A 22666-nucleotide genomic window follows, 5' to 3' on the forward strand; every position below is an offset into this window, starting at 1 on the left:
GGGGTCGCCAGGTCGGCGCTGCTACCCCGGCAAAGCCGTCGCACGCGGGTTTCACCCAGTGACCGACGACACCCCTGGACACGGCGTTGTCGCGGCTGCCTCGACGAATCATCTTCTGGCGGGATCCGGAGTCGACGTTCGAGGCGTGGAAGGCGGGCTCCCGCGAATCCTGCCCGGCGGACGAACGTGCGCCCGGCTGCCGTTGCCCGCTGATCGAGGTGGCAGCCTAAGGAGTGGTTCTGGCGGAGTTGCACAGCAGGGACAGCACGGCGCGCTCGACCGGCCCGTGGGTGGCCAACTGGCCCTCCTCGGTTTCGGAGCCGAGCTTGCTCAGCGAACGGCCGATGGTGCGGCCCCGCTGGTAGGCGTCGATCACGCGGGGGTCCACGTACGAGGCGCGGGCCACGGCGGGCGTGTTGTCCAGATAGGCGGCGACCTCGCGCATCACCCTGGTCACCGCCCGCCGACGTCCGGTCTTGCTCCTGGCCCGGACGGAGACGGCGAGGCCGACGGCCGCCAGCACGGTGGCGTGCCAGGTGCGGAAGTCCTTGGCCGTCACCTCGAAGTCCATGGTCTCCCGCAGGTAGTCGTTGATGTCGTCGCTCCGCACGTCCACCCACTGGCCATCGGCCTGGTAGCGGAGCAGGTCGCCCTTCTCGCCGGTGCGGTGCAGAGCGGTGACCACCTTGCACACGTCGGCGTCGTGGATCTCCACCTCGCGCGCCTTGCCGCCCTTGGCGGGGTAGGAGCACACCACCCGCCCTCTGTCGCAGGTGACGTGTTCCATCCGCAGCGTGGCCAGGCCGAAGGTGTCATAGGACTCACCCCCTACGCGGAAGAACCCGATGTCGAGCATCCGGGCCGCCGCCGCGAGCACGCGCTCACGCGACATGCCGCGCTGAGTGAGATGATCAGCCACGCGCTCGCGGAACTCCGGCAGCCGCTCCGCCATTTTGGCCACCCGGTCGAACTTGATCCGGTCCTGCTCGACCCGCCAGGCGTCGTGGTAGCGATACTGCCGCCGCCCCGCGCTGTCGGTGCCGACCGCCTGGATGTGGCCGTGGGGATCGCGGCAGATCCACACGTCGCTCCAGGCCGGAGGCAGCACCAACGCTCTGATCCGGGCCAGGGTGCGCCGGTCGCGCACCGGCTGTCCGCTCGGATGGAGATAGCGGAACCCGCGTCCCTTGCGCCGCCGGGTGATCCCCGGCTCGGCGGGATCACTCTGCCGCAGCTCGGTCACGTCCGCTCCGGTCGACCGTCGGTCAGCGGTCCCACGGTGGCGTGTCGCCCATCTTTTCGTAGTAGCGGGCGAGATGGGCCTTGACCCTGCCGACCTCCTCCTTGGGGAGGTCGATGCCGCCACGGGCGCCCTGCATGATGTTGCCCGCGGCCATGATGGCGCGGGGCACGGCCTTGAGCCTGTTGTCGATGACGTCCGCGATCAGCAGCTTGTAGCTGGTGAAGTTCTTCGGCTTGTCGCCGTCGTACCAGATGTGGGCGTCGCGGTAGGCGGCGTCCGGTTCGTCCTCGGCATCGGCCCAGTCCCGTACCCGCTTGTCGGCGGCGTCACCGTCCCATGCGCGGTCACGGTCGGCGAGCGGCAGATCCTGAAATCTCGTTACCGTCATGTCGCGTCAGCTACCCCGCCCCACCCCGGTAAACGGCGGCCGTCGTACGGTCACTTGGCGACAAACCCCCTCATTCCCCCATCAATTGTCAACCCGCTCTCACCTGGAAGGACACGGTTTGCTGTCCGCCGGAACCTGCCTTCGACGTTGATCGTTCAGGCGGATGGCTGACACATGCCAACAACCGTCGACAGGGAGAACAAAGTCGTGGTCTTCAAACGGATGCTGGGTGCCTTCGGTGTGGGCGCCCCCTCGGTGGACACCGTCCTGGCCACTCCGCGGATCCAGCCGGGAGGGATGCTCACCGGTGAGGTACGACTCACCGGCGGCGACTTCGACGCCGAGATCGAGCACATCACCCTCGGTCTGGTCGCCCGGGTCGAGGTCGAGCACGGTGACGGAGAGGGATCCGGAGTGGGCGAGTTCTCCCGCGCTCAGGTCTCCGGCCCGTTCACCCTCCGCAAGGGCGAGAACCGCACCATCGACTTCAGCGTCTCCGTGCCGTGGGAGACCCCCATCAGCGAGATCGGCGGCCAGCACCTCAACGGAATGGCGCTGGGCGTACGCACGGAGCTCGCCATCGCCAAGGCCGTCGACAAGGGCGACCTCGACATGGTCGCGGTCGAGCCGCTGCCCTCCCAACTGCGCATCCTGCAGGCGTTCCTGCAACTCGGCTTCCAGTTCAAGTCAGCGGACCTGGAGGTGGGGCAGATCTACGGCTCCGGTCAGCAGCTGCCGTTCTACCAGGAGATCGAGTTCTACCCGCCGCCCCAGCACGCGGGGAGCGTCGGCGAGGTCGAGCTGACCTTCATCGCCAACCCAGGTGGGCTGGAGGTCATCCTGGAGGCCGACAAGCGGGCCGGCCGCTACGGCGACGACGCCATCGGCCGCTTCACCATCGGTCACGACGACGCCATGCACACCGATTGGCCGGGCGAGCTCGACCGCTGGCTGGCCGGCCTCAGCCAGTACGGCGGCCACCAGGGCGGCTTCGGTCACGACGGCTACGGCCACGGTGACCACCACGGCGGCTACGGCCATCCGCAGCACCATGGCCATCACGAGCACCGGAGCGGCCCCGGCATGGGCGCGGTGGTGGCGGCCGGCGCCGCCGGCGTGGTCGGCGGGCTGGTGGCGGGGGAGATCGTCGAGGAGATCTTCGAGGACGAAGAGGAAGAGGGATAGGACGCCCGCCGGGGGCCTGTTCGCCGCTGAACAAGGCGGCGAACAGGCCCCCGGCGCGTCACCACCAAGACCTGGTGCGGGGCTACCCGGGTGCGCGGCCGGGCCGGTCCAGTCCGGCCGCGAGCTGAGTGATCGCCGTGTCGACCTGCCGGCCGAGCAGTGTCGTGTCCAGCGGCCGGTCCGAGCCCGCTGTCTGCTGGAGCCACTGGTTCATGACGACGCGCAGCGCCGTCAGGACGGCCGCCGCGCACAGCAGCGGATAGAGGGCGTCTCCGGATCGTTCGGTTGTACGGTCCGCGGCGGGCGGCGTCGCCGGGTGATCGATGTGCTCGGCGATCGCTTCGGCCAGCGCCTTCTCCTGGGCGGCGAGCACGGCCAGTTGCTGGGGCACCAGCGTCGGAGAGGCGCGGATCAGTCGCAGGGCGCGGATGTGGTCGCGGCTGGCGACGTCGCTCTGGTTCATGACGATCAGCACCGCCTCGCGGAACGCCTGGAGCACCGTCTCCGTCCGCGGCCGGGCCCTGAACTGCGCGATGAGCTCCTGCGAGCCCGCCGACAGGGAGGCCGCGACCGCTTCCTCCTTGCTGGAGAAGTAGTTGAAGAAGGTGCGCAGCGCGATGTCGGCCTCGTCGGCGATCTGCTCGACGGTGACGTTCTCGACGCCGTGGCGCAGGGACAGGCGGAGCGCCGCCTCGCGGAGCGCGGCGCGGGTGGCCTGTTTCTTGCGTTCGCGGCGGCCGATGACCGGCTCGGCGTCACCGTCCACGTCAGGACCAGGCGACCGGGAGGGCGTGCACGCCGAAGATGAGCATCTCGTCGCGCAGCGGCACCTGCTCCGCGGGCACCGTCAGGCGCAGGTTGGGCAGGCGGGTGATCAGCTCCCTGAGGCCGACCTGCATCTCGATGCGGGCCAGCTGCTGGCCCAGGCACTGGTGGACGCCATGCCCGAAGGCCAGGTGCGGCGTGCGGGGGCGCTTCACGTCGAGCCGGTCGGCATCGGGCCACTGCTGGGGGTCGCGGTTGACCTCGGGGGTGGCGATCACGACCGTGGCGCCGGCGGGGATGTCCGCGCCGCCCAGGGTGACGGGCTCGGTCGTGACGCGGCTGACGCCGAGCTGGATGATGGACAGGTAGCGCAGCAGCTCCTCGACCGCGTTGTCGATCAGGTCTGGGTCGGAGCACAGCGCGGCGAGCTGGTCGGGGTGTTGGAGCAGGGCGAAGGCGCCCAGGCCCAGCATGTTGGCGGTGGTCTCGTGGCCGGCGCCGAGCAGGACGAGGGCGACGTCGACCAACTGGGCATCGGTCAGCGGCGGGTCGGCGTCGTGGACGAGCCCGGACAGCAGGTCGTCAGCCGGGTTGGCGCGCTTGTCGGCCACGAGGCGCTGGATGAACGCGTACAGCTCGGCGCTCGCGACGGCTCGTTCCTCGGCGGTGGCGTTGGCGTTCAGCCCGATGGCGGTGCGTTCCTGGAACTCGCCCCGGTCGGCATAGTCGACGCCGAGCAGCTCGCAGATGACCAGCGAGGGCAGCGGCAGCGCGAACGCCGGCACCAGGTCGGCCTCGGTGCCGGCCGCCTTCATGGCCTCGATGTGCTCGGCGGCGATCTCGGTGACCCGGTCCTCCAGCGCCCGCATCCGCCGCACGGTGAACTGGCCGGTCAGCAGCCGCCGGATGCGGGTGTGCTCGGGCGGGTCCATGAAGACGAAGAAGCCGTCCTCGCGGCTCTCGACGGCCGGGCCCGGCGGCAGGGTCCCGGCCTCGAACTCGGCCACCTCGTGCGGCTGCAGTGACGTGGCCTCGCGATGGCGGACCCGGTCGGCGCTGAAGCGCGGGTCCGACAGCACGGTACGGGCCTCTTCGAAGCCGGTCACCAGCCAGGCCCGCGCGCCGTTGAGCAGTCGCAGGGGCTGGACCGCGCCCTGACCGCGCCGCTCCCGCAGGCCAGGCGGCGGGTCGAACGGGCAACGGCCGCGCTCGACCATGTCCGCGGGGATGATCCGGCGCATCGCCGTGGGGTTGGCCTTGGGGGAGTCCTCGGTCAGGCCGGCGTTGTCCACGGGCACATCCTGTTCTCGGGCGGAGCCGTTCACCGGCCGCCCGCAGCGAAAGACGGACCCACACCATAAAAGATGCACGGCGCGCATCGATGCATGCCACGCACGAATGTCGCCGGCAGTCGCGCCGGCGGACACCTGCGGCTCAGGAATCAAGTACGGCGGCGACGGCTTCGATCTCGACGAGCTGGTTGGCGTAACCGAGCACGGTGACGCCCATCAGGGTGCTCGGCACATCATGATCGCCGAACGAGTCCCGGACCACTCGCCAGACGCTCCCCAGGTCCTCCTGCCGCGTGGACGCGACGAGGACCCTGGTGTTGATGACGTCGCGCAGCGATGCGCCGGAGGCGGCGAGCGCAGCCCGCATGTTCTCGACGGCCTTGACCGCCTGACCCGTGTAGTCCCCGATGGCCGCCGTCGAACCGTCCTCGTTCAGCGGGCAGGCTCCGGCCAAGAAGATCAGCCGCGACTCGGCGGGCGCGGTGGCCGCGTACGCGTACTCGGCGACGTCGGACAGGGCGGTGGAGCGGATCAACGTGATGGCGCGAGGCACGGTCGTTCCTTTCGCATTCAACTGCAAAGCGACCAATCTGGCACAGTCGTTCTGGCTGCCGCCTCCCCTTTTATCCGCCCGCCGTCACCCGGATGGCCCGGGTCGCCGGCCAACTGGTGCGCGCCCGCGGCTGGGACAACCTCGCGGCCGCCGTCGACCAGCAGGCCGGGCTGGAGGTGTTGGAGGGCTTCGAGAGCGAGCGCACGGCCGCCTACGAGCGATCGAGCGTCCACCGACACCGAATTCCCGAGAGTTCGACCAGAAGGCGTCGGCGTCCAATTGACCGCCATTCTCGATCACTGATCAATCGAATGACATTTCACGGCCGAAAGCGTGGGGAAGAGGTGCCGATGGACGTCGCCGGTCAGTCGGTGCCGGCCTCCATCGCGGCGCGGTCGAGCATCTGGTCCTCGTCGGAGACCTCGCCGCGCGAGGCGATGGCCTCGGCGCCGCCCTCCGGCATCTCGCCGATCAGCTCGGTCGGGGGCGCCGGCGGGGCGCCGATGAGCGCGGGGTGGGTGGTGCCGACCATGCCGAGGGTGGCGTACTGCTCAAGCCTGGAACGCGAGTCGGCGATGTCGAGGTTGCGCATGGTGAGCTGGCCGATCCGGTCCACCGGGCCGAACGCGGAGTCCTCGGTGCGCTCCATGGACAGCTTGTCCGGGTGGTAGCTGAACGCCGGGCCCGAGGTGTCGAGGATCGAGTAGTCCTCGCCGCGCCGCAGCCGCAGCGTCACCTCGCCGATGACCGCCGTGCCGACCCAGCGCTGCAGCGACTCGCGCAGCATCAGCGCCTGCGGGTCGAGCCAGCGGCCCTCGTACATCAGCCGGCCCAGCCGCCGGCCCTCGGTGTGGTAGTACGCCAGCGTGTCCTCGTTGTGGATGGCGTTGACCAGACGTTCGTACGCCGCGTACAGCAACGCCATCCCCGGCGCCTCGTAGATGCCGCGGCTCTTGGCCTCGATGACCCGGTTCTCGATCTGGTCGGACATGCCGAGGCCGTGCCGTCCGCCGATCGCGTTGGCCTCCATCACCAGGTCGACCGGGGTGGCGAACTCCTTGCCGTTGATCGTCACCGGCCGGCCCTGGTCGAAGCCGATGGTCACGTCCTCGGTGGCGATCTCGACCTCGGGGTCCCAGAAGCGCACCCCCATGATCGGATCGACGGTCTCGATGCCGGTGTCCAGGTGCTCCAGGGTCTTGGCCTCGTGGGTGGCGCCCCAGATGTTGGCGTCGGTCGAGTAGGCCTTCTCGGTGCTGTCACGGTAGGGCAGGTCGTGGGCGAGCAGCCACTCCGACATCTCCTTGCGCCCGCCGAGCTCGGAGACGAAGTCGGCGTCGAGCCAGGGCTTGTAGATGCGCAGGTGGGGGTTGGCCAGCAGGCCGTACCGGTAGAACCGCTCGATGTCGTTGCCCTTGAAGGTCGAGCCGTCGCCCCAGATCTGCACGTCGTCCTCGAGCATCGCCCGGACCAGCAGGGTCCCCGTCACGGCGCGACCGATCGGCGTGGTGTTGAAGTACGCCCGCCCGCCCGACCGGATGTGGAACGCGCCGCAGGCGAGCGCGGCCAGGCCCTCCTCGACCAGCACCGTCCGGCAGTCGACCAGGCGCGCGACCTCGGCTCCGTAGGCCAGCGCGCGGCCGGGCACCGAGGCGATGTCGGGCTCGTCGTACTGGCCGATGTCGGCGGTGTAGGTGCACGGAACGGCACCCTTGTCGCGCATCCAGGCGACGGCGACAGAGGTGTCGAGCCCACCCGAGAAGGCGATGCCGACGCGCTCGCCGGTGGGCAGGGAGGTGAGAACCTTGGACATGGAACAAGAGTATGCATGGTGGCGCATGGTCATGCAACATCCGGCGCGGTCCAGCATCGGAGGTCGCGTATCGAGGTCACCGCAGGTCGCGGTCTACGAGAGGTCGAGGACGAGTCCGGGGGTGGCGACGCCGATCGGGCCGTCGTACTCGGACTCGGCGGCGGTGCGGGCGGCCACGGGGTCCGTGCCGGGCTGCAGATGCGTCAGGAGCAGGCGCCGGGCTCCGGCCTCCCGGGCCTGCCGGCCTGCCTGGCGGGCGCTCGACAGGTGGCGGCGCGAGTCCTCCGGGACCCGGTCCGCGTAGGTGGCCTCGGCCAGAAGCAGGTCGGCGTCACGGGCCAGGGCCACCACCTCAGGGCTGGGGCCGGTGTCGCCGGTGTAGGCGAGCACCCGCCCGCCCGCCGCCAGCCGTACACCGGCGTTGGGGACCGAGTGCGGCAGCAGGCGGGTCCGCGCCTGGAACGGGCCGAGGTCGAGCGGGTCGCCGGCGGCGAACTCGCGCAGGACGTAGGCGCCGGCCAGCGCCCTCGGGCGGTCCAGCGCGAGCACTGCGTCCAGCGCTCCGGGCAGTGAGTACACGGGCAACGGTGACGAGGGGTCGTCACGGAACGTCCGGGCACGCAGGAGCGGGTTCAGATCGGCGCAGTGATCGGGATGCCCATGGGTGACGAACACGGCGTCGACCTGGTCGGCGGTGATCCGTTCCAGCAGTCGCGGCACCGTCGCGTAGCCGGGGTCGAGGAGAAGCCTGAACCCGTCGTGCTCCACGAGGTAGCCGCCGCAGGACTGGCCCGCGCCCGGCCACGCGCCGCATCCGCCCAGGATCGTCAACAGCATCCATGAACCCTAGTCCGGCGGCCGGCGGCGTCGGGAGGCGTTTCATCTGGGAGAGCCGCTCCCTCCTGCCGACTGGTCAGACCTGGTGCCCGGACGTGAAGTGGGAGCGCGCGGAGTCCCGGTCGAGCGGATCTGAGGGAGACGGCGGAGAATGGGCGGATGGACGCGCGGCGGGCTCGCGAGAGGTTCCGCGGCGAGCGGATCGCCCGCCTCGCCACGGTGAGCGGCGACGGCGAGCCGCATCTGGTGCCCGTCACGTTCGCCGTGACCGGCGACCAGATCATGATCGCGATCGACCGCAAACCCAAGACGACGACGAACCTGAGGCGGCTGCGCAACATCCGGGCGCACCCCCGGGTGACGCTCCTGGCCGACCACTACGAGGACGACTGGGCGCGCCTGTGGTGGGTACGCGCCGACGGCTCCGCCCGCGTCGTCGAGAGCGGGACGGCCTGGGCGTCGGCGATCGACGCCCTGGCCGAGAAGTACGACCAGTACCGGACGGGCCGGCCGGACGGGCCGGTGATCCTGGTGGACGTGTCCCGCTGGTCCGGCTGGTCCTCGTCGGAATAGGGCCGGCCCGGAGCGTCAGAGAGCCGGTCCGAAGCGTCGGGCGGGATAGGGCCGGCCCGGAGGGTCAGGCGGGAGCCGTGGTGCCCGGCAGGGTCGCCGTGGCGGGCGCACCGGCCAGGCGTCCGGCCAGGCGTCTCGCCACGAACTGCGCGAACACCCCGTGGGCGACCACGGTCGCGCCGAAGGCCACGACGATCACCACGATGAGCGACATGCGGGAGTCGGGGGCCAGGATGACGGCCGCGCCGTCGGCGAAGCCGTTGGTCGCCATGCCCCAGCCCGTGACCGCCGCGGTCACCCAGCGGCCGGCCACCCGCACCACGGTCGGCGCGACCGCCGTCACGGCGGCGGGCACGGCGAGGACGGCGAAGACGACGATGACCCCCGCGGTCCCGGCGGCGGTGAAGGTGCTCTCCTCGGCGGCGGCCACCGTGATCGCGCTCATCAGCAGGCGAGCCGTCATGCCGATGACGACACCGGCGGCCAGCGCTCCGCCGGCCGCCGCGGCTGCCGTGGCCGCCACGCGCATCAGGCGGCCTCCCCGCTCGAACAGTTTCCCCATGCCTCACCTTCCATGTTTGAGAAGGTTTTGTATCGGTCCAAAGAGCCCAGAGCAATGCCCGATAGATTCCGTAATGTGGCCGTTACTCTTGATAAATAGCGTTACAAGAAGTTTGGGGCAGGCGAACAAGACGTCCGATGGCCGCCAGCCTCCGTCGCCCGCCTGGGACGACAGTGGATCGCGTGACGCACACGCCCATAGAGTCCAACATCCTCTACTTCGGCACCCCGGTCGTGCTGATCTCCACGATGAACGAGGACGACACCCCCAACCTGGCCCCCATGTCGTCGGCGTTCTGGCTCGGCTGGCGGAGCATGCTGGGCCTGGGCGCGAGGTCCCAGACGGCACGGAACCTGCTCCGAGCCCGCGAATGCGTCCTCAACCTGCCCTCCGACCGGCTGGCCGCGGCCGTCGACCGGCTCGCGCTGACCACCGGCCGCGATCCGGTCCCCGAGCGCAAGCACGAGCGGGGCTACCGCTACGTGCGTGACAAGTTCGGCCGCGCCGGGCTCACCCCGGTGGAGTCGGAGACGGTCCGGCCGCCGCGCGTGGCCGAATGCCCGGTGGCCATGGAGGGCGTGGTCGAGGCGGTTCATCCGGTGGCCGACGAGGACGAGGCGCAGCGCGGCGGCATCATGGCGTTCGAGGTGCGGGTGTGCCGCCTCTGGGTGCACGACGAGATCCGGCTGGCGGGCACCGACGATCACATCGACCCCGACGCCTGGCGGCCGTTGATCATGAGCTTCCAGAAGCTGTACGGCCTCGGGCCGCAGGCGCACCCGTCCACGCTGGCCCGGATCCCCGAGCGGTTCTACCGCGGTCCCGACCTCGACCGGGTGCGACAGGTGACCGGATCCTAGGCGGCGGGTGGGAGGCTCGCCCGCTGCCGGGCATGGTGAGAAGGAGATGGAAGAGGCCGCACACCGTTCAGAGGCCGGCACGGGAGGGTTCGCGTGGTCGGCGCCTGACGCGGCCGGCGTCCACACCGAAGGAGAAGTCCCATGCCGTTGGTCAATGTGAAGGTCATCGAAGGGGTGTTCACCGAGGCCCAGAAGGCCGAGATGGTCACGGCGCTCACCGACGCGATGGTCGGCGTCGAGGGGGAGGCCATGCGCCCGGTGACGCTGGTCGTCATCGAGGAGGTCAAGAGCGGCGACTGGGCGATCGGCGGCAAGCGGCTGACCACCCAGGACGTGAAGGACTTGGCCGCGGGGGCGCCGGCCGGCTGACCGGGACCCGGCCGGCGCCGTGGGCCGAAGCCCATGATCACCGGCAGCCGGCCTGGTCGCCCTTCGGCTGCTACACGCCTCCTACACGCCCTGACGCATGGCCCGGTTGCCGAGCACGAGGCCGACGACGGCGACCACCAGCGTGGCGGCGGTGCCGTACAGGACGGAGGGGTCGGTGAGGTCGCCGGCGAACAGCGCGCGCTGGGCGTCGACGATGTAGGTGATCGGGTTGAGATGGCCGATCACCCGCAGCCAGCCGGGCCCGGCGTCGATCGGCAGGAGCACACCCGAGAGCAGCAACAGGGGGAACAACAGGACCTGGGTCACGATGTAGAACAGGGTGCCGTCCGGGGCCGACTTGATGGCCAGCACGAACGACAGGGCGCCGAGGCCGACCCCGAAGGCGACCAGCATGGTCAGGCCGGCCAGCACGCCCGCCGGGTGCAGCCGGAAGCCGAGTGGCAACGCCAGCGCGATGATCAGCACGGCCTGGGCCAGCAGGATCACCATCGTCTTCATCGTCCTGCCGACCAGCATGGCCGTCCGGTTCATCGGGGTGACCAGCATGCGCTCCATCGAGCCGCCGATCAGGTCGACCAGCAGCGTGTAGCCGGCGGCCATCGGCCCCGACAGGCACATCATCACCAGGATGCCCGGCACGAACCACTGCCAGGAAGAGCCCACCGCCCCGTCCAGCAGCGAGCCGAACAGGAACAGGAACAGCAGCGGCTGCCCCATGTCGAAGAGCAGGCCGACCGGCTCGCGGACGGCGGGTGTGATCTCGCGGGTGAAGACCGTCGCGGTGTCACGCAGGAATGTCGTCATCGGTGAGGCTCCTTCCGGTGAGCGTCAGGAACACGTCGTCGAGCGTGGGACGGGTGGTCTCGGCGGTGGCGGCCTTGACGCCGGCCGCCTCCAGCGCGCGCAGGTACTCCGGCAGGGCCGCCGCCGCGTTGCCCACCCGGAGCCGGACGGTCGTGCCTTCGGCGGTGCCGTCACCGATCCGCGCCGCCGTCTCCGCCTCCTGCTCGGTGTCCGTGGTGATCGTGATCTGGTCGCCGGCCAGGTCGTTCTTGAGCTGCGCGGCGGTGCCGTCCGCGATGATCCGGCCGTTGTCGATGATCACCACCCGCTCGGCCATGCTGTCGGCCTCCTCCAGGTAGTGGGTGGTCAGGAAGAGCGTCGTGCCGTACGCCTCGCGCAGCCGCATGATGTGCGTCCAGATGTCGGCGCGGCTCTGCGGGTCGAGGCCGGTGGAGGGTTCGTCGAGGAAGAGCAGGTCGGGGCGGTGGATGAGGCCGAGCGCGATGTCGAGGCGGCGTCGCTGGCCGCCGGAGAGCGTGCCGGGCTTGCGCTGGGCGAGCGGGCCGAGGTCGAGCAGGTCGAGCAGCTCGTCGGCGCGCTCACGGGCCTGGGACGTGCCGAGGCCGTAGGCGCGGCCCTGGATGACCAGCTCGTCGCGGGCGCGGAAGTTCTCGCCGGCGCTGCTCTTCTGGCCGACGTAGCCGATGCGGGCGCGGACCTTGGCCGGCTCGCGCGCCACGTCGTGACCGGCCACGGTGGCGGTGCCGCCGGTGGGGGGTAGCAGGGTGGTGAGCATGCGCAGCGTGGTGGACTTGCCGGCGCCGTTCGGGCCGAGGAAGGCGACCAGCTGTCCGCTCTCGACGTCGAGGTCGATGCCGCGGACGGCTTCGACGGTCTGTTTTTTCACCTTGAACACTCGGGTCAGTCCCCGGGTGTGAATCATGGTCGTGCTCCTCCGGGCATGGCAAAGAAACCCCTGGTCGGGGGCCGTTTGGGATCGGAATCATCTTGGGGCGCGGAAACCGGATTTGGCAAACGTGAATGTGACGTACACATACGGCTCTGACCTGCGAAAACAGCGACATGGGCGGCGGTCCTGTCAGCGCGATTTCAGGGCCGCTGACATGCGGTTATCCGGTGTCCGTGAAAGTTTTTCCGGCGAACGGGCGGGGTGACTCCTGCAGAACTCCTTCTGCGCGACTTTTAACGCCATAAGGCAGGATCAAGGAGGGGGGAGTTCGGGCGGGCGAGGGGAGTTCGGGGTGTCGGGGAGGCGCCGGCTGGCACTGGTGACCGTCCTCGTCCTGGTGACCGCCACGGGGGCGGTGCCGTTCCGGACGAACGTCTTACCGGAGATCGTGCGGATCGCGTTCGCGATCGAGAAGCGGGAGATCGTCTACGCGTGGGGCGGGGGACACGCCGAGGATCCGGGTCCGTCGAAGGGCACCTGCCTGGGCTACACCGGCAGGATCAAACCCTGCCCGGCGGCCGACACGCGGGGGCTCGACTGCTCGGGTTTCACTCGGTGGGTGTACGCGCTGGCGCACGGGGCGGACGTGCTGGGCCCGGGTAACACCGATGACCATGTACAGAAGATGCGCCGGGTGCGGATCGCTAGACCCGGCGACTTAGTCTTCTTCGGGAAAATCACGAAAAAGCGAGTCAAAACCCACCACGTCGGCATCTATCTGGGTGACGGAAAGATGATCAACGCCCCCGAGACGGGAGCCGTCGTCCGGGTCGATCCGATCGGCCGGATCAGGGACTTCGCCGGCTTCTACCGCCTCTGAGGCCGTCTTGGTATGGCTGTAACGCGTGTCACGTCTCGGAAATTGAGAGACCCGAGGGCTACTGTGTGCCGCTATGGACAGGCGATGGGTGGGCACGGGTGGCATCGAGGTGATCCCGGTGGTGCGCGCGGGGCGGCAGGTGCTGCGCGTACGCCGTGACGGGTGGCTCGTCGCCGACTGCGTCTCCGTCGCCGAGGTGGCCCGGCACGTCGACCTCGCCGATCTCTGCGAGGTCGTCGAGCTGCCCCGGCAGCGGGGCTACGAGGCCGTCGGATAGTCGTCCCGACAAGTTCGCATCATGGCTGGACCCCGTGTATGGTTACACCTGTCCGCAGCGCGGACAGGCCCCTATAGCTCAGTCGGCAGAGCGTCTCCATGGTAAGGAGAAGGTCAACGGTTCGATTCCGTTTGGGGGCTCCAGCTTGGACGAGCCTCACCGGGAATCTCAGGTGGGGCTCTTGTTGTTGATTTCAGTGGTCGGGTGTTCTTGGGGCATACTAGGAGCACCTCACCTGACCAGGCGGAGTTCGTATGCGCTCCCCAGGTCGGGTATCCTCTACGGGCCGGGGGTTTCGTCCGGCTCAAAGGCGGAGTAGCTCAGTCAGGCAGAGCAAACGGCTCATAATCGTTGTGTCGCCGGTTCAAGTCCGGCCTCCGCTACTGCCCTTTCTCAGGTCGTCGACCTGAGTTGGGGCATGTCCTAATCCCGAACGTAGAAAGGCACTCCCACGTGGCTGCCACCGACGTTAGGCCGAAGATCACGCTGGCCTGCCAGGAGTGCAAGCACCGCAACTACATCACGCGGAAGAACCGGCGAAACGACCCGGATCGGCTTGAGCTGAAGAAGTACTGCCCCAACTGCCGCTGCCACCGCGCGCACCGCGAGACCCGCTAGCTCTTCCCGAGCGCGGTCTTGCCGGGCAGCACCTGCCTGGTTCACATCGCACAACCGGCGTCCCGACCGTGGGCGCCGGTTTGTCGTGTCCGAACTCCGTTCCGGCGGCTCGTCTCCCCATCCCGCTGCCGTGTGTCCACCTTCCCGGCGCGGGCAAAATCGCGGAGGTCCCCGGCGACAGCCGAACCTTGTTCTGTTAGCGTCTGCTCCAACGTCGGCGGACCTGCGAGGGAGCACAGATGGCCTTGAACCGTGACTTCGTTGGAAGGACGTACGCGTCCACGACCCCGTACGAGGTCAGCCGGGTGAAGATCAGGGAGTTCGCCGCGGCGATCGGTGATCACAACCCGATCTACCGCGACAAGGAGGCCGCCCAGGCCGCCGGGCACCCCGACGTGGTCGCACCACCGACCTTCCCCATCGCGTTCAGCCTGCAGAGCGGTGGCGAGGCGCTGGCCGACCCCGACCTCGGCCTCAACTTCGCCATGGTGGTCCACGGCGAGCAGCGGTTCGAGTACCACCGGCCGATCTACGCGGGAGACGAGCTGGTCACCAGTTCGACGATCACCGACATCCGCAGCGCTGGCCGCAACGAGTTGCTCACGGTCAGGAGCGACATCACGACCGTGGCCGGCGAGCCGGTCTGCGTCAGCTACAACACGATCGTCGAGCGCGGAGGAGCGGCCTGATGACAGCCACGGTGAAGTACGACGAGGTCGAGGTCGGCCAGCAGATCCCGGCCGCCGACTACACGGTGCGCAGGCTCGACCTGGTGATGTACGCGGGAGCCTCCGGCGACTTCAACCAGATTCACTGGAACGAGCGGTTCGCCAAGGCCGTGGGGCTGCCCGACGTGATCGCTCACGGGATGTTCACCATGGCGCAGGGCGGCCGGTTCGTCACCGACTGGGCGGGCGACCCCGGCGCCGTCGTCGACTACGGGGTGCGGTTCTCGTCGATGGTGGTCGTACCCGACGACGACCAGGGGGCCGTGATCACGGTCAGCGGCGTGATCGAGGAGAAGCTGGACGACAAGCGCGTGGTCGTCGCCCTGACGGCCAGGTCGGGCGACGCCCGGGTGCTGTCGAAGGCCCGGGCCGTGGTGCGGCTCGCCTGACCGCGCCGCACTGGATGTCGCGCTGGATGCCTGCCGTGCTGGGTGTCGTGCTCGGTGTCGTGCTGATGCCGTGATGATAGGGCCGGCGGCTCCAGGGTAGGCGGGTCCCTATGACTGAAGCCCCACATCATGTCAAGGTCTGGCCCACGGTCAGCTCGATCCCGGTCTCGGCGGTGACCGACGACTCACCGCCGGGCCGGCTGCTCCCGCCGCGGATCGAGGAGGTGGCCGGCGCCAGCGGCACCGGCCGTGACTCCACGGGTGGCGCGGCCGGCGGGGGCGCGGGTCGTGACTCCACGGACGACTCCAGGGGCGGCGCCGCGACGGGCGTGGGCACGGGCCGGGCCAGATCCGCCACCGGGGGCGCGCGGGTCAACCCGGCCGCCGAGTTCGGCTTCTCGGGCGACCCGGGCCAGCACGGCACCCCCGACGACGACATGCTGCACGCCCAGCGCGTCTGGGACGGCACCCTGGCCACCAACCGCCTCGACGACCTGGGCGTCAACACCGAGCGGCAACGGGTGGTGACCGCCGACGTCACCACCACCGTGGGCGTGCTCGTCGACGGCCGCCCCGACGACGTACGCCGGTCGCTGCGTTCGGTCCTGGACCACACCGGCGCCGCCGTCCTCGCTCTTGACCTGGGCGACGTGGACGGCGCCGGGCGGGTGCTGCGCGAGCTGGCCGAGGAGTATCCGGAGCGCGTCATCGCCTGGCACGTGGCCGAGCGGCCCGCCTGGCACGGCGGCACGGCGTCGTGGGGCGAGAGCCGTACGAAGCTGTTGCGGCTCGACACCTCAGAAGTGCACGTACTGCTGGAGACCCTTGTGACGCTGGACGGAGACGCGATCACCCCGCTCGTCGCGGCGGTCTACGAGGGCGCGGTGGCCGCCGGATGGATGGGGTACGAGCGCGACGGCGACAACTGGCGAGAGGCCGCTCCCGGCCGGGTGGCCGCGCTGAGCGGCGACCTGATGGCGGTGCGGAGGTCGGTGGCGCTGGGCGCCTCTCCCGAGGACGCCCGTGACGGGTTCGAGCTGTCGCGCGCCCTGCGTGGCGAGCTGGTCGTCCCCCGCGACCGGCTGGAGGTGCGCCGCACACAGGCTTACTAGGGCTGGAAGTGCGCCGCACACAGGCTCTCCAGGGCTGAAGGTGCGCCGCACACAGGCTCTCCGGGGCCGGTGCGCATCTCCTAAGCTGGGGCGCATGCAGAAGCTCGCCCCGTACACCACGCTGGGCCTCGGCGGGCCCGCCCGCCGATTCGCCGAGGCCGTCACGGCCGAGCAACTCGTCTCTCTGGTGGCCGACGCCGATCGGCGGGCCGAGCCGACCCTGGTGCTCGGCGGCGGCAGCAACCTGGTGGTGGCCGACGAGGGCTTCGACGGCCTGGTCGTCCGGGTCGCGACCGAAGGCGTGTCGGTCTCCCGTGACGGCGAGGAGGTGCTGGTCACGGTCGAGGCCGGCGAAGACTGGGACGCGCTGGTCGTCCGCGCCGTGGCCGAGGGGTGGTCCGGCATCGAGTGCATGTCGGGCATTCCCGGGCTGGTCGGGTCGACGCCGATCCAGAACGTCGGCGCCTACGGCCAGGAGGTGGCCCAGACGATCAGGTGCGTGCGGGCCTACGACCGCAAGACCCGGCAGGTCGTCGACCTGGAGGCGAGGCAGTGCGGGTTCGCCTACCGCACCAGCGCGTTCAAGCGTGACCTCGCGCGTCACGTGGTGCTCGCCGTGACCTACGCGCTGGACACCTCGTCGGTGTCGGCTCCGATCGCCTACCAGGAGCTGGCCGGAAAGCTCGGCGTCGAGCTGGGCGAGCGGGTCCCACCGGCCCGCGCCCGCGAGGCGGTGCTGGAGCTGCGCCGCGGCAAGGGCATGGTGCTCGACCCCGACGATCCCGACACCCGCAGCGCCGGGTCGTTCTTCACCAACCCGATCCTGAGCGCCGAGGAGGCCGTCGACCTGGAGAGCCGCGCGCCCGGTCACCCTCGCTGGGACATGCCCGGCGGCGCCGTCAAGGTGCCCGCGGCCTGGCTGATCGAGCAGGCCGGCTACCCCAAGGGCTACACCCTCGGCCCGGTCCGCATCTCCACCAAGCACACGCTGGCCCTGACCAACCCGTTCGGCCAGGCCGCCACGGCCGACCTGATGGCGCTGGCCGGCCAGGTGCGCGACGGCGTCCGCGAGAAGTTCGGGGTGACGCTGGTCAACGAGCCGGTTCTGGTCAACTGCGCGCTCGCGGAATAAGGCGCGGGTAATGCGCTGTTAAGGTTGTTCGGAAACACCGAAGGGGAGTAGTCCCAATCGCGTGATCGACACACTGGCGCCTCACCGCGCCCGGTCACGCGGGCCTTCGCGGGCGGACGAGACCTTCGGCCTGGCAGTCATGCGAACAAGTCGCTGCCGGGCCGAAGACGTGCCCGCACCTCTCCCCGGGCGCCACGGTCCGGTCGCGCGGAAGAGGACCGTTGGAAGCGTTCTGGATCAGCCTCGTCGTCATCTTCGTCGCCGAGCTCGGCGACAAGAGCCAGCTCATGGCGATGACGTTCGCGACCCGTTTCAAGATCTGGCCGGTGCTGGCGGGCATCACGATCGCGACCACCGCCGTACACCTCTTCAGTGTCGCCGCCGGCGGCCTGATCGGTGACGCGCTTCCCACCACCGCCATCTCGGTCGTGGCCGGTCTCGCCTTCCTCGGCTTCGCCCTGTGGACGCTGCGTGGCGACGAGCTCACCGACGAGGAGTCGAGTAAGGCCCAGCGCACCACCAGGAACGCCGTCATCGCCGTGACCGTCGCCTTCTTCCTGAGCGAGCTGGGCGACAAGACCATGCTCGCCACGATCACCCTGGCGACGCAGCACGGCTGGCTGGGCACCTGGATCGGCTCCACGGTCGGCATGGTCGCCGCCGACGCGCTGGCCATCCTGGTGGGCCGCTTGCTCGGCAGGCACCTGCCGGAGAAGGTCATCAGGTACGGGGCCGCCGCCGCGTTCGCGGTGTTCGGCGTCGTGCTCCTGGTCGACGCGATCCTCTGACCAGGCCACCGCGCCGGCTACCTCGTCAGCAGTGAGAGCCGGTGCGCCGCGGCGGCCGCCTCGCCCCGGGTGGTGACCCCCATCTTGGCCAGGATGTTCGAGACGTGCACGCTGACCGTCTTGGCCGAGATGAACAGCTCCGCGGCGATGTCGCGGTTGGTGCGGCCGAGCGCCACGAGCCGGAGCACCTCCAGCTCCCGCGGCGTGAGCAGCTCGGAGCCCTCCTGCTGGTGCGTGCCGCCGCCGACGCGGCGCGAGAGCGCCTCGATCTCGTCGATGAGCGGCACGGCCCGCAGTGCCGCGGCCAGCGGGCCGGCCACCGCGAGCCGGGACGCCGCGCCCTCCCGGTCACCCGAGCGGGCCGACTCGCCGGCGGCCCGCAGCAGCGCCTTGGCCTGGTTGTGCGGGCGGCTGAGCCGCTCCCAGGCGGCGGCCGCGGCGTCGAAGTCGCCCGAATAGGACAGCCGGTACGCCTCGGCGACCGGCCCGCTGGCCTTGAGCTTCGCCGCCACCTCGGCCGCCTGCCGCCTGACCGCGCGGGCGCGGACCGGCTCGGTGCCATCGGACGCGTCGCAGACCGTCTTGAGCAGCGACAGCAGCCGCCAGCCCAGCATGGCCTTGGGCGACTGGGCCGGGCGGGACAGGATGCGCTCGGCCACCGCCAGCGCCTGGTCGGGCTCGCCCCTGGACAGGTGCCAGCCGATGCGCAGCCGGGTGCTGTTGGTGATGTCCTGGACGAAGTCCTCCGGCCGATCCTTGAGCACGCCGATCTCGGCCAGGATGCTCTCCACCAGAGCCAGGTCGCCTCTGCCCAGGGCGACGTCGGCGCGCACGCGGAGCAGATGGTGACGCTTGCGCAGCGCCGGCCCCAGGTTGAGGGCCCGCTCGACGGTCTCGACGGCCTCGTCCCAGCGGCCGATCGCCTCCAGGGTCTCGGCCCGGTTGTTGAGCACGAACAGCCCGTTGACCCGTAGCCGGCCGTACTTCTTGGACAGCCGCCAGCCCTCCTCGCTCAGGTCGAGGGCCTCCTGCCAGCGGCCGAGCTCATTCAGCGCGTCGATGTTGTTGCCGATCGCCCGGGCGATCAGGCGGCCGGAGCCCTCCTGGTGGCCCAGCTCCAGAGCCTCCAAGTTGGTGGCGAGCGTGGCCTCGGTCTCTCCCGCGATCGAGTGGCCTAGCGCCTGGTTGAGCAGCAGGTCGCCTTCGAGGCACTTGTCACCGAGTTCCCGGGCCAGCCGGAGCCCTTCCTCGACGAGCGCGAAGCCCTCGTCGAGGTCGCCGCTGAGCATGAGGTGCCGGCTGATCGTCATCACCACCTCGACGCGGTCGAGTGTGGGCTCGGGCACCAGCCGCAGGGCGTGGCGCAGGTCGTCGAGGACGGAGGTCTTGCCCTTGTCGACCTTGATGTTGGCCCAGCGGACGATCAGTTTGGCGACCCGGTCCGGCTCGCACGTCTCGTCCAGCTGCGACAGGGCGGCCTTGACGAACTTGATGCCCCGGTCGAGCTCGCCACCGGCGAGCGCGGCCTCGCTGGCCCGTTCGAGCACCGCCGTGTGGTCGGCGCCGATCCGCTCGGCCGCGTCGGGCACCCGGTCCCAGAGCATGAGCACGCGTTCGAGCAGCGGGATCGCCTCGGTGTAGGCGAACGCGCGGAACGACTTCTGCGCCGCCTCCCAGGCGGAGATCAGCGCCCAGAGGTCGTCCCGCGCGCCGTACCAGTGGTGGGCCAGCTCGACCGCGGCGCGGCCGGGCGGGACCAGCTTGCGGTCGCGGGAGATCTCCTCGGCGTAGCGCGCGTGCAGCCGCTGGTACTCGCCGGGCAGTAACTCCTCGTGTACGGCTTCGCGGATCAGGGCGTGGCGGAAGACGTAGGCCCGGTTGTCGGCGATCTGCAGCACGTTGCCGGCGATGGCCGGGCGCAGCGCGGTCTCCAGCTCGATGTCGGACAGGCCGCTCACCGCGGCGAGCAGCGCGTGGCCGACCCGGGTGCCGCCCGCGGCGGCCACGCGCAGCACCCGCTGGGTCTCCTCGGGCAGGCGCTCGACCGAGCTGAGGATCAGGTCCTGCATCGACTCGGGGAAGGTGCAGTCGGCGCCGCAGTCGAGCAGCGCCTCGACGAACAGCGGGATGCCCTCGCTGCGGTCGTAGACCTTCTGCACCGTGGAGTATTCCGGGGCGTTGCCGAGGATGCCGGCCATCTGCTGGGCCACCTCGTCCCGCGACAGGCGGGGCAGGTCCATCCGGTAGACGCCGTCGACCCGGCCCAGCTCGGCGAGCACCGGGCGCAGCGGGTGCTGGCGGTGCAGGTCGTCGGATCGGTAGGTCATGACGATCAGCACCTGCGGGGCGCGCAGGTTGCGGCTGAGGAAGGCGATGAGGTCGCGGCTGGACCGGTCGGCCCAGTGGATGTCCTCGATCAGCAGGATGGTGGGGCGGCTGTCGGCCAGTCGTTCGAGGAGGGTGAGGAACTGCTCGAAGAGCCGGGCGCGGCCGGTGTCGGTCTCGCCGTCGGCGTTCGGCTCGCCGAACTCGGGCAGCAGCCGGGCCAGATCGCGCTCGGCCCCTTCAGGCAGCAGCGCGGCGATCTGGCCGGGGCCCTGCTCTCTGACGAGCTGTCTGAGCGCCGCGGTGAACGGCGCGTAGGCCAGGCCCTCGCTGGAGAGCTCGACGCAGCCGCCGTACAGCACTCGGGCGCCGTCTTCGGCGGCCTTCTCGACGAACCGCTGGACCAGCCGGGTCTTGCCGACTCCGGCCTCGCCGCCGAGTAGCACCGCCGTCGCGGCGCCCTTGCGGGCCTCGTCGAAGACTTCGGAGAGGGACGCCAACTGCTCTTCACGTCCGACGAAGACGGGGCTCACCGAACGTCCCAGCATGTCATCCAGCATGTCATGCCTCACGTAGCGCTTTCGACCGGTTTATGGGGTTTACGGGGGTACGGAAGCCCGGCCGCGAGGGAGGTTGCGGCCGGGCTCTCGTGCGGGGGTCATGCGGGGCGGCGCTTGCCGAAGACCGAGCGACGCTCGGACTTGTTGGCACGCTGGGCCTCTCGTACCTGGCGGTGCCGGGCGGCGGCCTTCCGCAGTTCGCTCGCCTGGCTCTTCATGAGCTGGTACTCAAGCTCGGGGTTCACGGTGTCTCCTGAAATGTCGTGCTTCTTCCTGACATCCTTAAGACTCCCGCTAAGGCCCACCCCGCCACATCGGGCGGATGCCCTATCTCCGGCGGATCATCGGCTGAGATGTACCTAGAACCCCGCCTCGGCCTGCCTTAATCACCTGTGATGGGCGTCGGGTATCGCCCACCACGGCATCGGGAACCGCCCTGGTCGCGTGTCACTCGCTCCCGGTGGTGAGGCTGGGGCCGCCGTCGTCGTGCTTCGAGGTGACGGTGCCCTGGGGGTCGGGCTCACCGGGAGCCGGATCCGCGGGCAGCGGCATCGGGACGGCCTCGCAAGGAGCCACCGCGCCGTCGACCACCGTCAACGACATCGCCCCGGCGACCCTGCCGGGATCGTCGCCGTCCACGGAGATGGCCAGGACCAGCGTGTCGTCGCTGCCCAGCCGTCCCTTCTCGATCGTGAAGTCGATCCCCTTGCCGTCGCCGCCCATGGCCACCCGTATCGATCCCCTGGAGGTGGCCGCCGCGCCTCTGGGCTCCTTACAGGTCTGCCCCTGGGGCAGGTAGTCCACCACGGCCTTGATCCCCGCCGCGGAGAGCTCGGCCTCCAGGTCGGAGGGATCACGGAACTCACTGATCCGTACGCTGACCGAGCCGTCGGACAGGCGGTCCACCGCGAAGGCCGGGGTGGCGCCGCCGAGCACGGTCACCGCGGCCATGGCGGCCGCCGCGACCCCCGCGAGCGCGGCGGCCGCCCCCAGGACGCGGCGTGGGGTACGGCGCGCCGGCGTCCCGGCGGTCACGCGGTCCGTGACCGGTGTTCTGGCGAGGTCGTCCTTGAGCGCGTTGAGCAGGCGCTCCTCGAAATTGCTCATGCCTTTCCCTCCATCTGTACGGTCGACGGCGAAGCGCTGTCTTGAAGGGCCCGTCTGGCCCGGTGCAACCTGACTCGGGCGGTGACCTTGCCGATGTTCAGGGCCGAGGCCGCCTCGGTGACGGTGAGCTGGTCGATCGCGACGAGTTCCAGCACCGCCCGCTCGCCCTCGGGCAGGTCCCGCATCGCCTCCAGGGCGTGCCGCATCCGGCGCTCGGCGTCGATCCGCTCCTCCATCCGGACGAGGTCGTCGTCGTCCATCAACCGCCGGCCGGCGATCCGGCGGTTCACCTCCGCCTCACGAGCCGTCCGGCGGTACTGCGCGGCCACGACGTTGCGCGCCACGCCGTACAGCCAGCCGAGCTCGCTGCCCCGTCCGGCGCGGTAGGTGTGGGCCGAGTCCACGGCCGCCAGGAAGACGTCGGCGGTCAGGTCGGCGGCCAGGTGCGAATCACTCACCCGGCGTGCCACGAACCGCAGGACGGCATCGATATGGCGGCGATAGAAGGCCTCTAAGGCCGCGGGGTCATCATGGAGGCGCACTGGCCTCGCTCCCTTCGTCGTTCGCCCTTACACCTGTGTTTGGCACGAGCGCGG

The 22666-nt window shown here is 70.2% G+C and carries 26 protein-coding genes and 2 tRNA genes; 14 read left to right on the forward strand and 14 right to left on the reverse strand.

The genetic code is table 11. The features are described from left to right. Positions 1-226: 226 nt before the first annotated feature. Positions 227-1243: a DNA topoisomerase IB gene (locus AC5L3X_RS32500; RefSeq protein WP_494862120.1), complete on the reverse strand. Its 1017-nt coding sequence runs from the start codon at positions 1241-1243 to the stop codon at positions 227-229. A 22-nt stretch (positions 1244-1265) separates the two neighbouring features. Next, positions 1266-1631, reverse strand: coding sequence for a hypothetical protein (locus AC5L3X_RS32505; protein ID WP_494862121.1), 366 nt, complete (start codon positions 1629-1631; stop codon positions 1266-1268). Between the two features lie 207 nt (positions 1632-1838). Between AC5L3X_RS32505 and AC5L3X_RS32510 the strand changes: the two genes are divergently transcribed. Further along, positions 1839-2816: a sporulation protein gene (locus AC5L3X_RS32510; protein WP_494862122.1), complete on the forward strand. Its 978-nt coding sequence runs from the start codon at positions 1839-1841 to the stop codon at positions 2814-2816. Positions 2817-2898: 82 nt separating this feature from the next. On the opposite strand, the gene AC5L3X_RS32515 is transcribed toward AC5L3X_RS32510, so the two are convergent. The 5 genes from AC5L3X_RS32515 to AC5L3X_RS32535 form a co-directional block, all read right to left on the reverse strand. Further along, complete coding sequence (locus AC5L3X_RS32515; protein WP_494862124.1) at positions 2899-3582, reverse strand: TetR/AcrR family transcriptional regulator; 684 nt, start codon at positions 3580-3582, stop codon at positions 2899-2901. Between the two features lies 1 nt (position 3583). Further along, the gene (locus AC5L3X_RS32520) at positions 3584-4798 is read right to left on the reverse strand and encodes a cytochrome P450 (protein ID WP_494862228.1); all 1215 of its coding nucleotides are present in this window, start codon (positions 4796-4798) and stop codon (positions 3584-3586) included. 217 nt (positions 4799-5015) lie between these two features. Continuing rightward, entirely contained in the window at positions 5016-5426 is a 411-nt protein-coding gene (locus AC5L3X_RS32525) for a RidA family protein (RefSeq protein WP_494862126.1), read from the reverse strand. Between the two features lie 364 nt (positions 5427-5790). Continuing rightward, positions 5791-7239: an argininosuccinate synthase gene (gene argG, locus AC5L3X_RS32530; protein ID WP_494862128.1), complete on the reverse strand. Its 1449-nt coding sequence runs from the start codon at positions 7237-7239 to the stop codon at positions 5791-5793. A gap of 93 nt (positions 7240-7332) precedes the next feature. Further along, positions 7333-8076, reverse strand: a complete 744-nt coding sequence (locus tag AC5L3X_RS32535; RefSeq protein ID WP_494862130.1) for an MBL fold metallo-hydrolase — start codon at positions 8074-8076, stop codon at positions 7333-7335. Between the two features lie 159 nt (positions 8077-8235). Between AC5L3X_RS32535 and AC5L3X_RS32540 the strand changes: the two genes are divergently transcribed. Continuing rightward, entirely contained in the window at positions 8236-8649 is a 414-nt protein-coding gene (locus AC5L3X_RS32540; protein ID WP_494862132.1) for a TIGR03668 family PPOX class F420-dependent oxidoreductase, read from the forward strand. Between the two features lie 64 nt (positions 8650-8713). Here the strand turns inward: AC5L3X_RS32540 and AC5L3X_RS32545 are convergent, their stop codons facing one another. Further along, positions 8714-9211, reverse strand: a complete 498-nt coding sequence (locus AC5L3X_RS32545; RefSeq protein ID WP_494862134.1) for a hypothetical protein — start codon at positions 9209-9211, stop codon at positions 8714-8716. 182 nt (positions 9212-9393) lie between these two features. Between AC5L3X_RS32545 and AC5L3X_RS32550 the strand changes: the two genes are divergently transcribed. Continuing rightward, a complete protein-coding gene (locus AC5L3X_RS32550) occupies positions 9394-10071 on the forward strand; it encodes a flavin reductase family protein (RefSeq protein ID WP_494862136.1) in 678 nt (225 codons plus the stop codon). A 141-nt stretch (positions 10072-10212) separates the two neighbouring features. Further along, the gene (locus AC5L3X_RS32555) at positions 10213-10440 is read left to right on the forward strand and encodes a tautomerase family protein (RefSeq protein ID WP_494862138.1); all 228 of its coding nucleotides are present in this window, start codon (positions 10213-10215) and stop codon (positions 10438-10440) included. A gap of 81 nt (positions 10441-10521) precedes the next feature. On the opposite strand, the gene AC5L3X_RS32560 is transcribed toward AC5L3X_RS32555, so the two are convergent. After that, the gene (locus AC5L3X_RS32560; protein WP_494862139.1) at positions 10522-11265 is read right to left on the reverse strand and encodes an ABC transporter permease; all 744 of its coding nucleotides are present in this window, start codon (positions 11263-11265) and stop codon (positions 10522-10524) included. Next, positions 11246-12187, reverse strand: coding sequence for an ATP-binding cassette domain-containing protein (locus tag AC5L3X_RS32565; protein WP_494862140.1), 942 nt, complete (start codon positions 12185-12187; stop codon positions 11246-11248). The genes AC5L3X_RS32560 and AC5L3X_RS32565 overlap by 20 nt, the downstream gene beginning before the upstream one ends. A gap of 319 nt (positions 12188-12506) precedes the next feature. On the opposite strand from AC5L3X_RS32565, the gene AC5L3X_RS32570 reads away from it, so the two are divergent. The 10 genes from AC5L3X_RS32570 (at position 12507) to AC5L3X_RS32615 (ending at position 18078) form a co-directional block, all read left to right on the forward strand. Then, a complete protein-coding gene (locus tag AC5L3X_RS32570) occupies positions 12507-13034 on the forward strand; it encodes a C40 family peptidase (RefSeq protein WP_189124516.1) in 528 nt (175 codons plus the stop codon). A 73-nt stretch (positions 13035-13107) separates the two neighbouring features. Then, complete coding sequence (locus AC5L3X_RS32575; protein ID WP_189124515.1) at positions 13108-13311, forward strand: transposase; 204 nt, start codon at positions 13108-13110, stop codon at positions 13309-13311. Positions 13312-13378: 67 nt separating this feature from the next. Further along, a tRNA-Thr gene (locus AC5L3X_RS32580) sits at positions 13379-13454 on the forward strand. A gap of 166 nt (positions 13455-13620) precedes the next feature. Next, a tRNA-Met gene (locus AC5L3X_RS32585) sits at positions 13621-13694 on the forward strand. Positions 13695-13764: 70 nt separating this feature from the next. Further along, positions 13765-13929, forward strand: coding sequence for a 50S ribosomal protein L33 (rpmG, locus tag AC5L3X_RS32590; protein WP_019632658.1), 165 nt, complete (start codon positions 13765-13767; stop codon positions 13927-13929). A 239-nt stretch (positions 13930-14168) separates the two neighbouring features. Further along, entirely contained in the window at positions 14169-14618 is a 450-nt protein-coding gene (locus AC5L3X_RS32595; RefSeq protein ID WP_189124514.1) for a MaoC family dehydratase N-terminal domain-containing protein, read from the forward strand. Next, entirely contained in the window at positions 14618-15046 is a 429-nt protein-coding gene (locus AC5L3X_RS32600) for a MaoC family dehydratase (RefSeq protein ID WP_189124513.1), read from the forward strand. Before AC5L3X_RS32595 ends, AC5L3X_RS32600 begins: the two co-directional genes overlap by 1 nt. Before the next feature lie 110 nt (positions 15047-15156). Next, positions 15157-16158, forward strand: coding sequence for a hypothetical protein (locus tag AC5L3X_RS32605; RefSeq protein ID WP_494862142.1), 1002 nt, complete (start codon positions 15157-15159; stop codon positions 16156-16158). A gap of 94 nt (positions 16159-16252) precedes the next feature. After that, the gene (locus AC5L3X_RS32610) at positions 16253-17290 is read left to right on the forward strand and encodes a UDP-N-acetylmuramate dehydrogenase (protein WP_494862144.1); all 1038 of its coding nucleotides are present in this window, start codon (positions 16253-16255) and stop codon (positions 17288-17290) included. Positions 17291-17511: 221 nt separating this feature from the next. Further along, positions 17512-18078, forward strand: a complete 567-nt coding sequence (locus tag AC5L3X_RS32615) for a TMEM165/GDT1 family protein (protein ID WP_494862146.1) — start codon at positions 17512-17514, stop codon at positions 18076-18078. A 17-nt stretch (positions 18079-18095) separates the two neighbouring features. On the opposite strand, the gene AC5L3X_RS32620 is transcribed toward AC5L3X_RS32615, so the two are convergent. The 4 genes from AC5L3X_RS32620 to AC5L3X_RS32635 all read right to left on the reverse strand — a co-directional run bounded on the left by AC5L3X_RS32620 (position 18096) and on the right by AC5L3X_RS32635 (position 22612). Then, positions 18096-20951, reverse strand: coding sequence for an ATP-binding protein (locus AC5L3X_RS32620; RefSeq protein ID WP_494862148.1), 2856 nt, complete (start codon positions 20949-20951; stop codon positions 18096-18098). 110 nt (positions 20952-21061) lie between these two features. Further along, positions 21062-21208 carry a hypothetical protein gene (locus AC5L3X_RS32625; protein ID WP_494862149.1) on the reverse strand — a complete coding sequence of 49 codons (147 nt, stop codon included), beginning with the start codon at positions 21206-21208 and terminating at the stop codon, positions 21062-21064. Positions 21209-21410: 202 nt separating this feature from the next. Then, a complete protein-coding gene (locus AC5L3X_RS32630; protein WP_494862151.1) occupies positions 21411-22070 on the reverse strand; it encodes a hypothetical protein in 660 nt (219 codons plus the stop codon). Further along, positions 22067-22612: an RNA polymerase sigma factor gene (locus tag AC5L3X_RS32635; RefSeq protein ID WP_494862153.1), complete on the reverse strand. Its 546-nt coding sequence runs from the start codon at positions 22610-22612 to the stop codon at positions 22067-22069. Before AC5L3X_RS32635 ends, AC5L3X_RS32630 begins: the two co-directional genes overlap by 4 nt. Between the last annotated feature and the right edge of the window lie 54 nt (positions 22613-22666).

This window comes from Nonomuraea sp. CX421 (assembly GCF_059358955.1).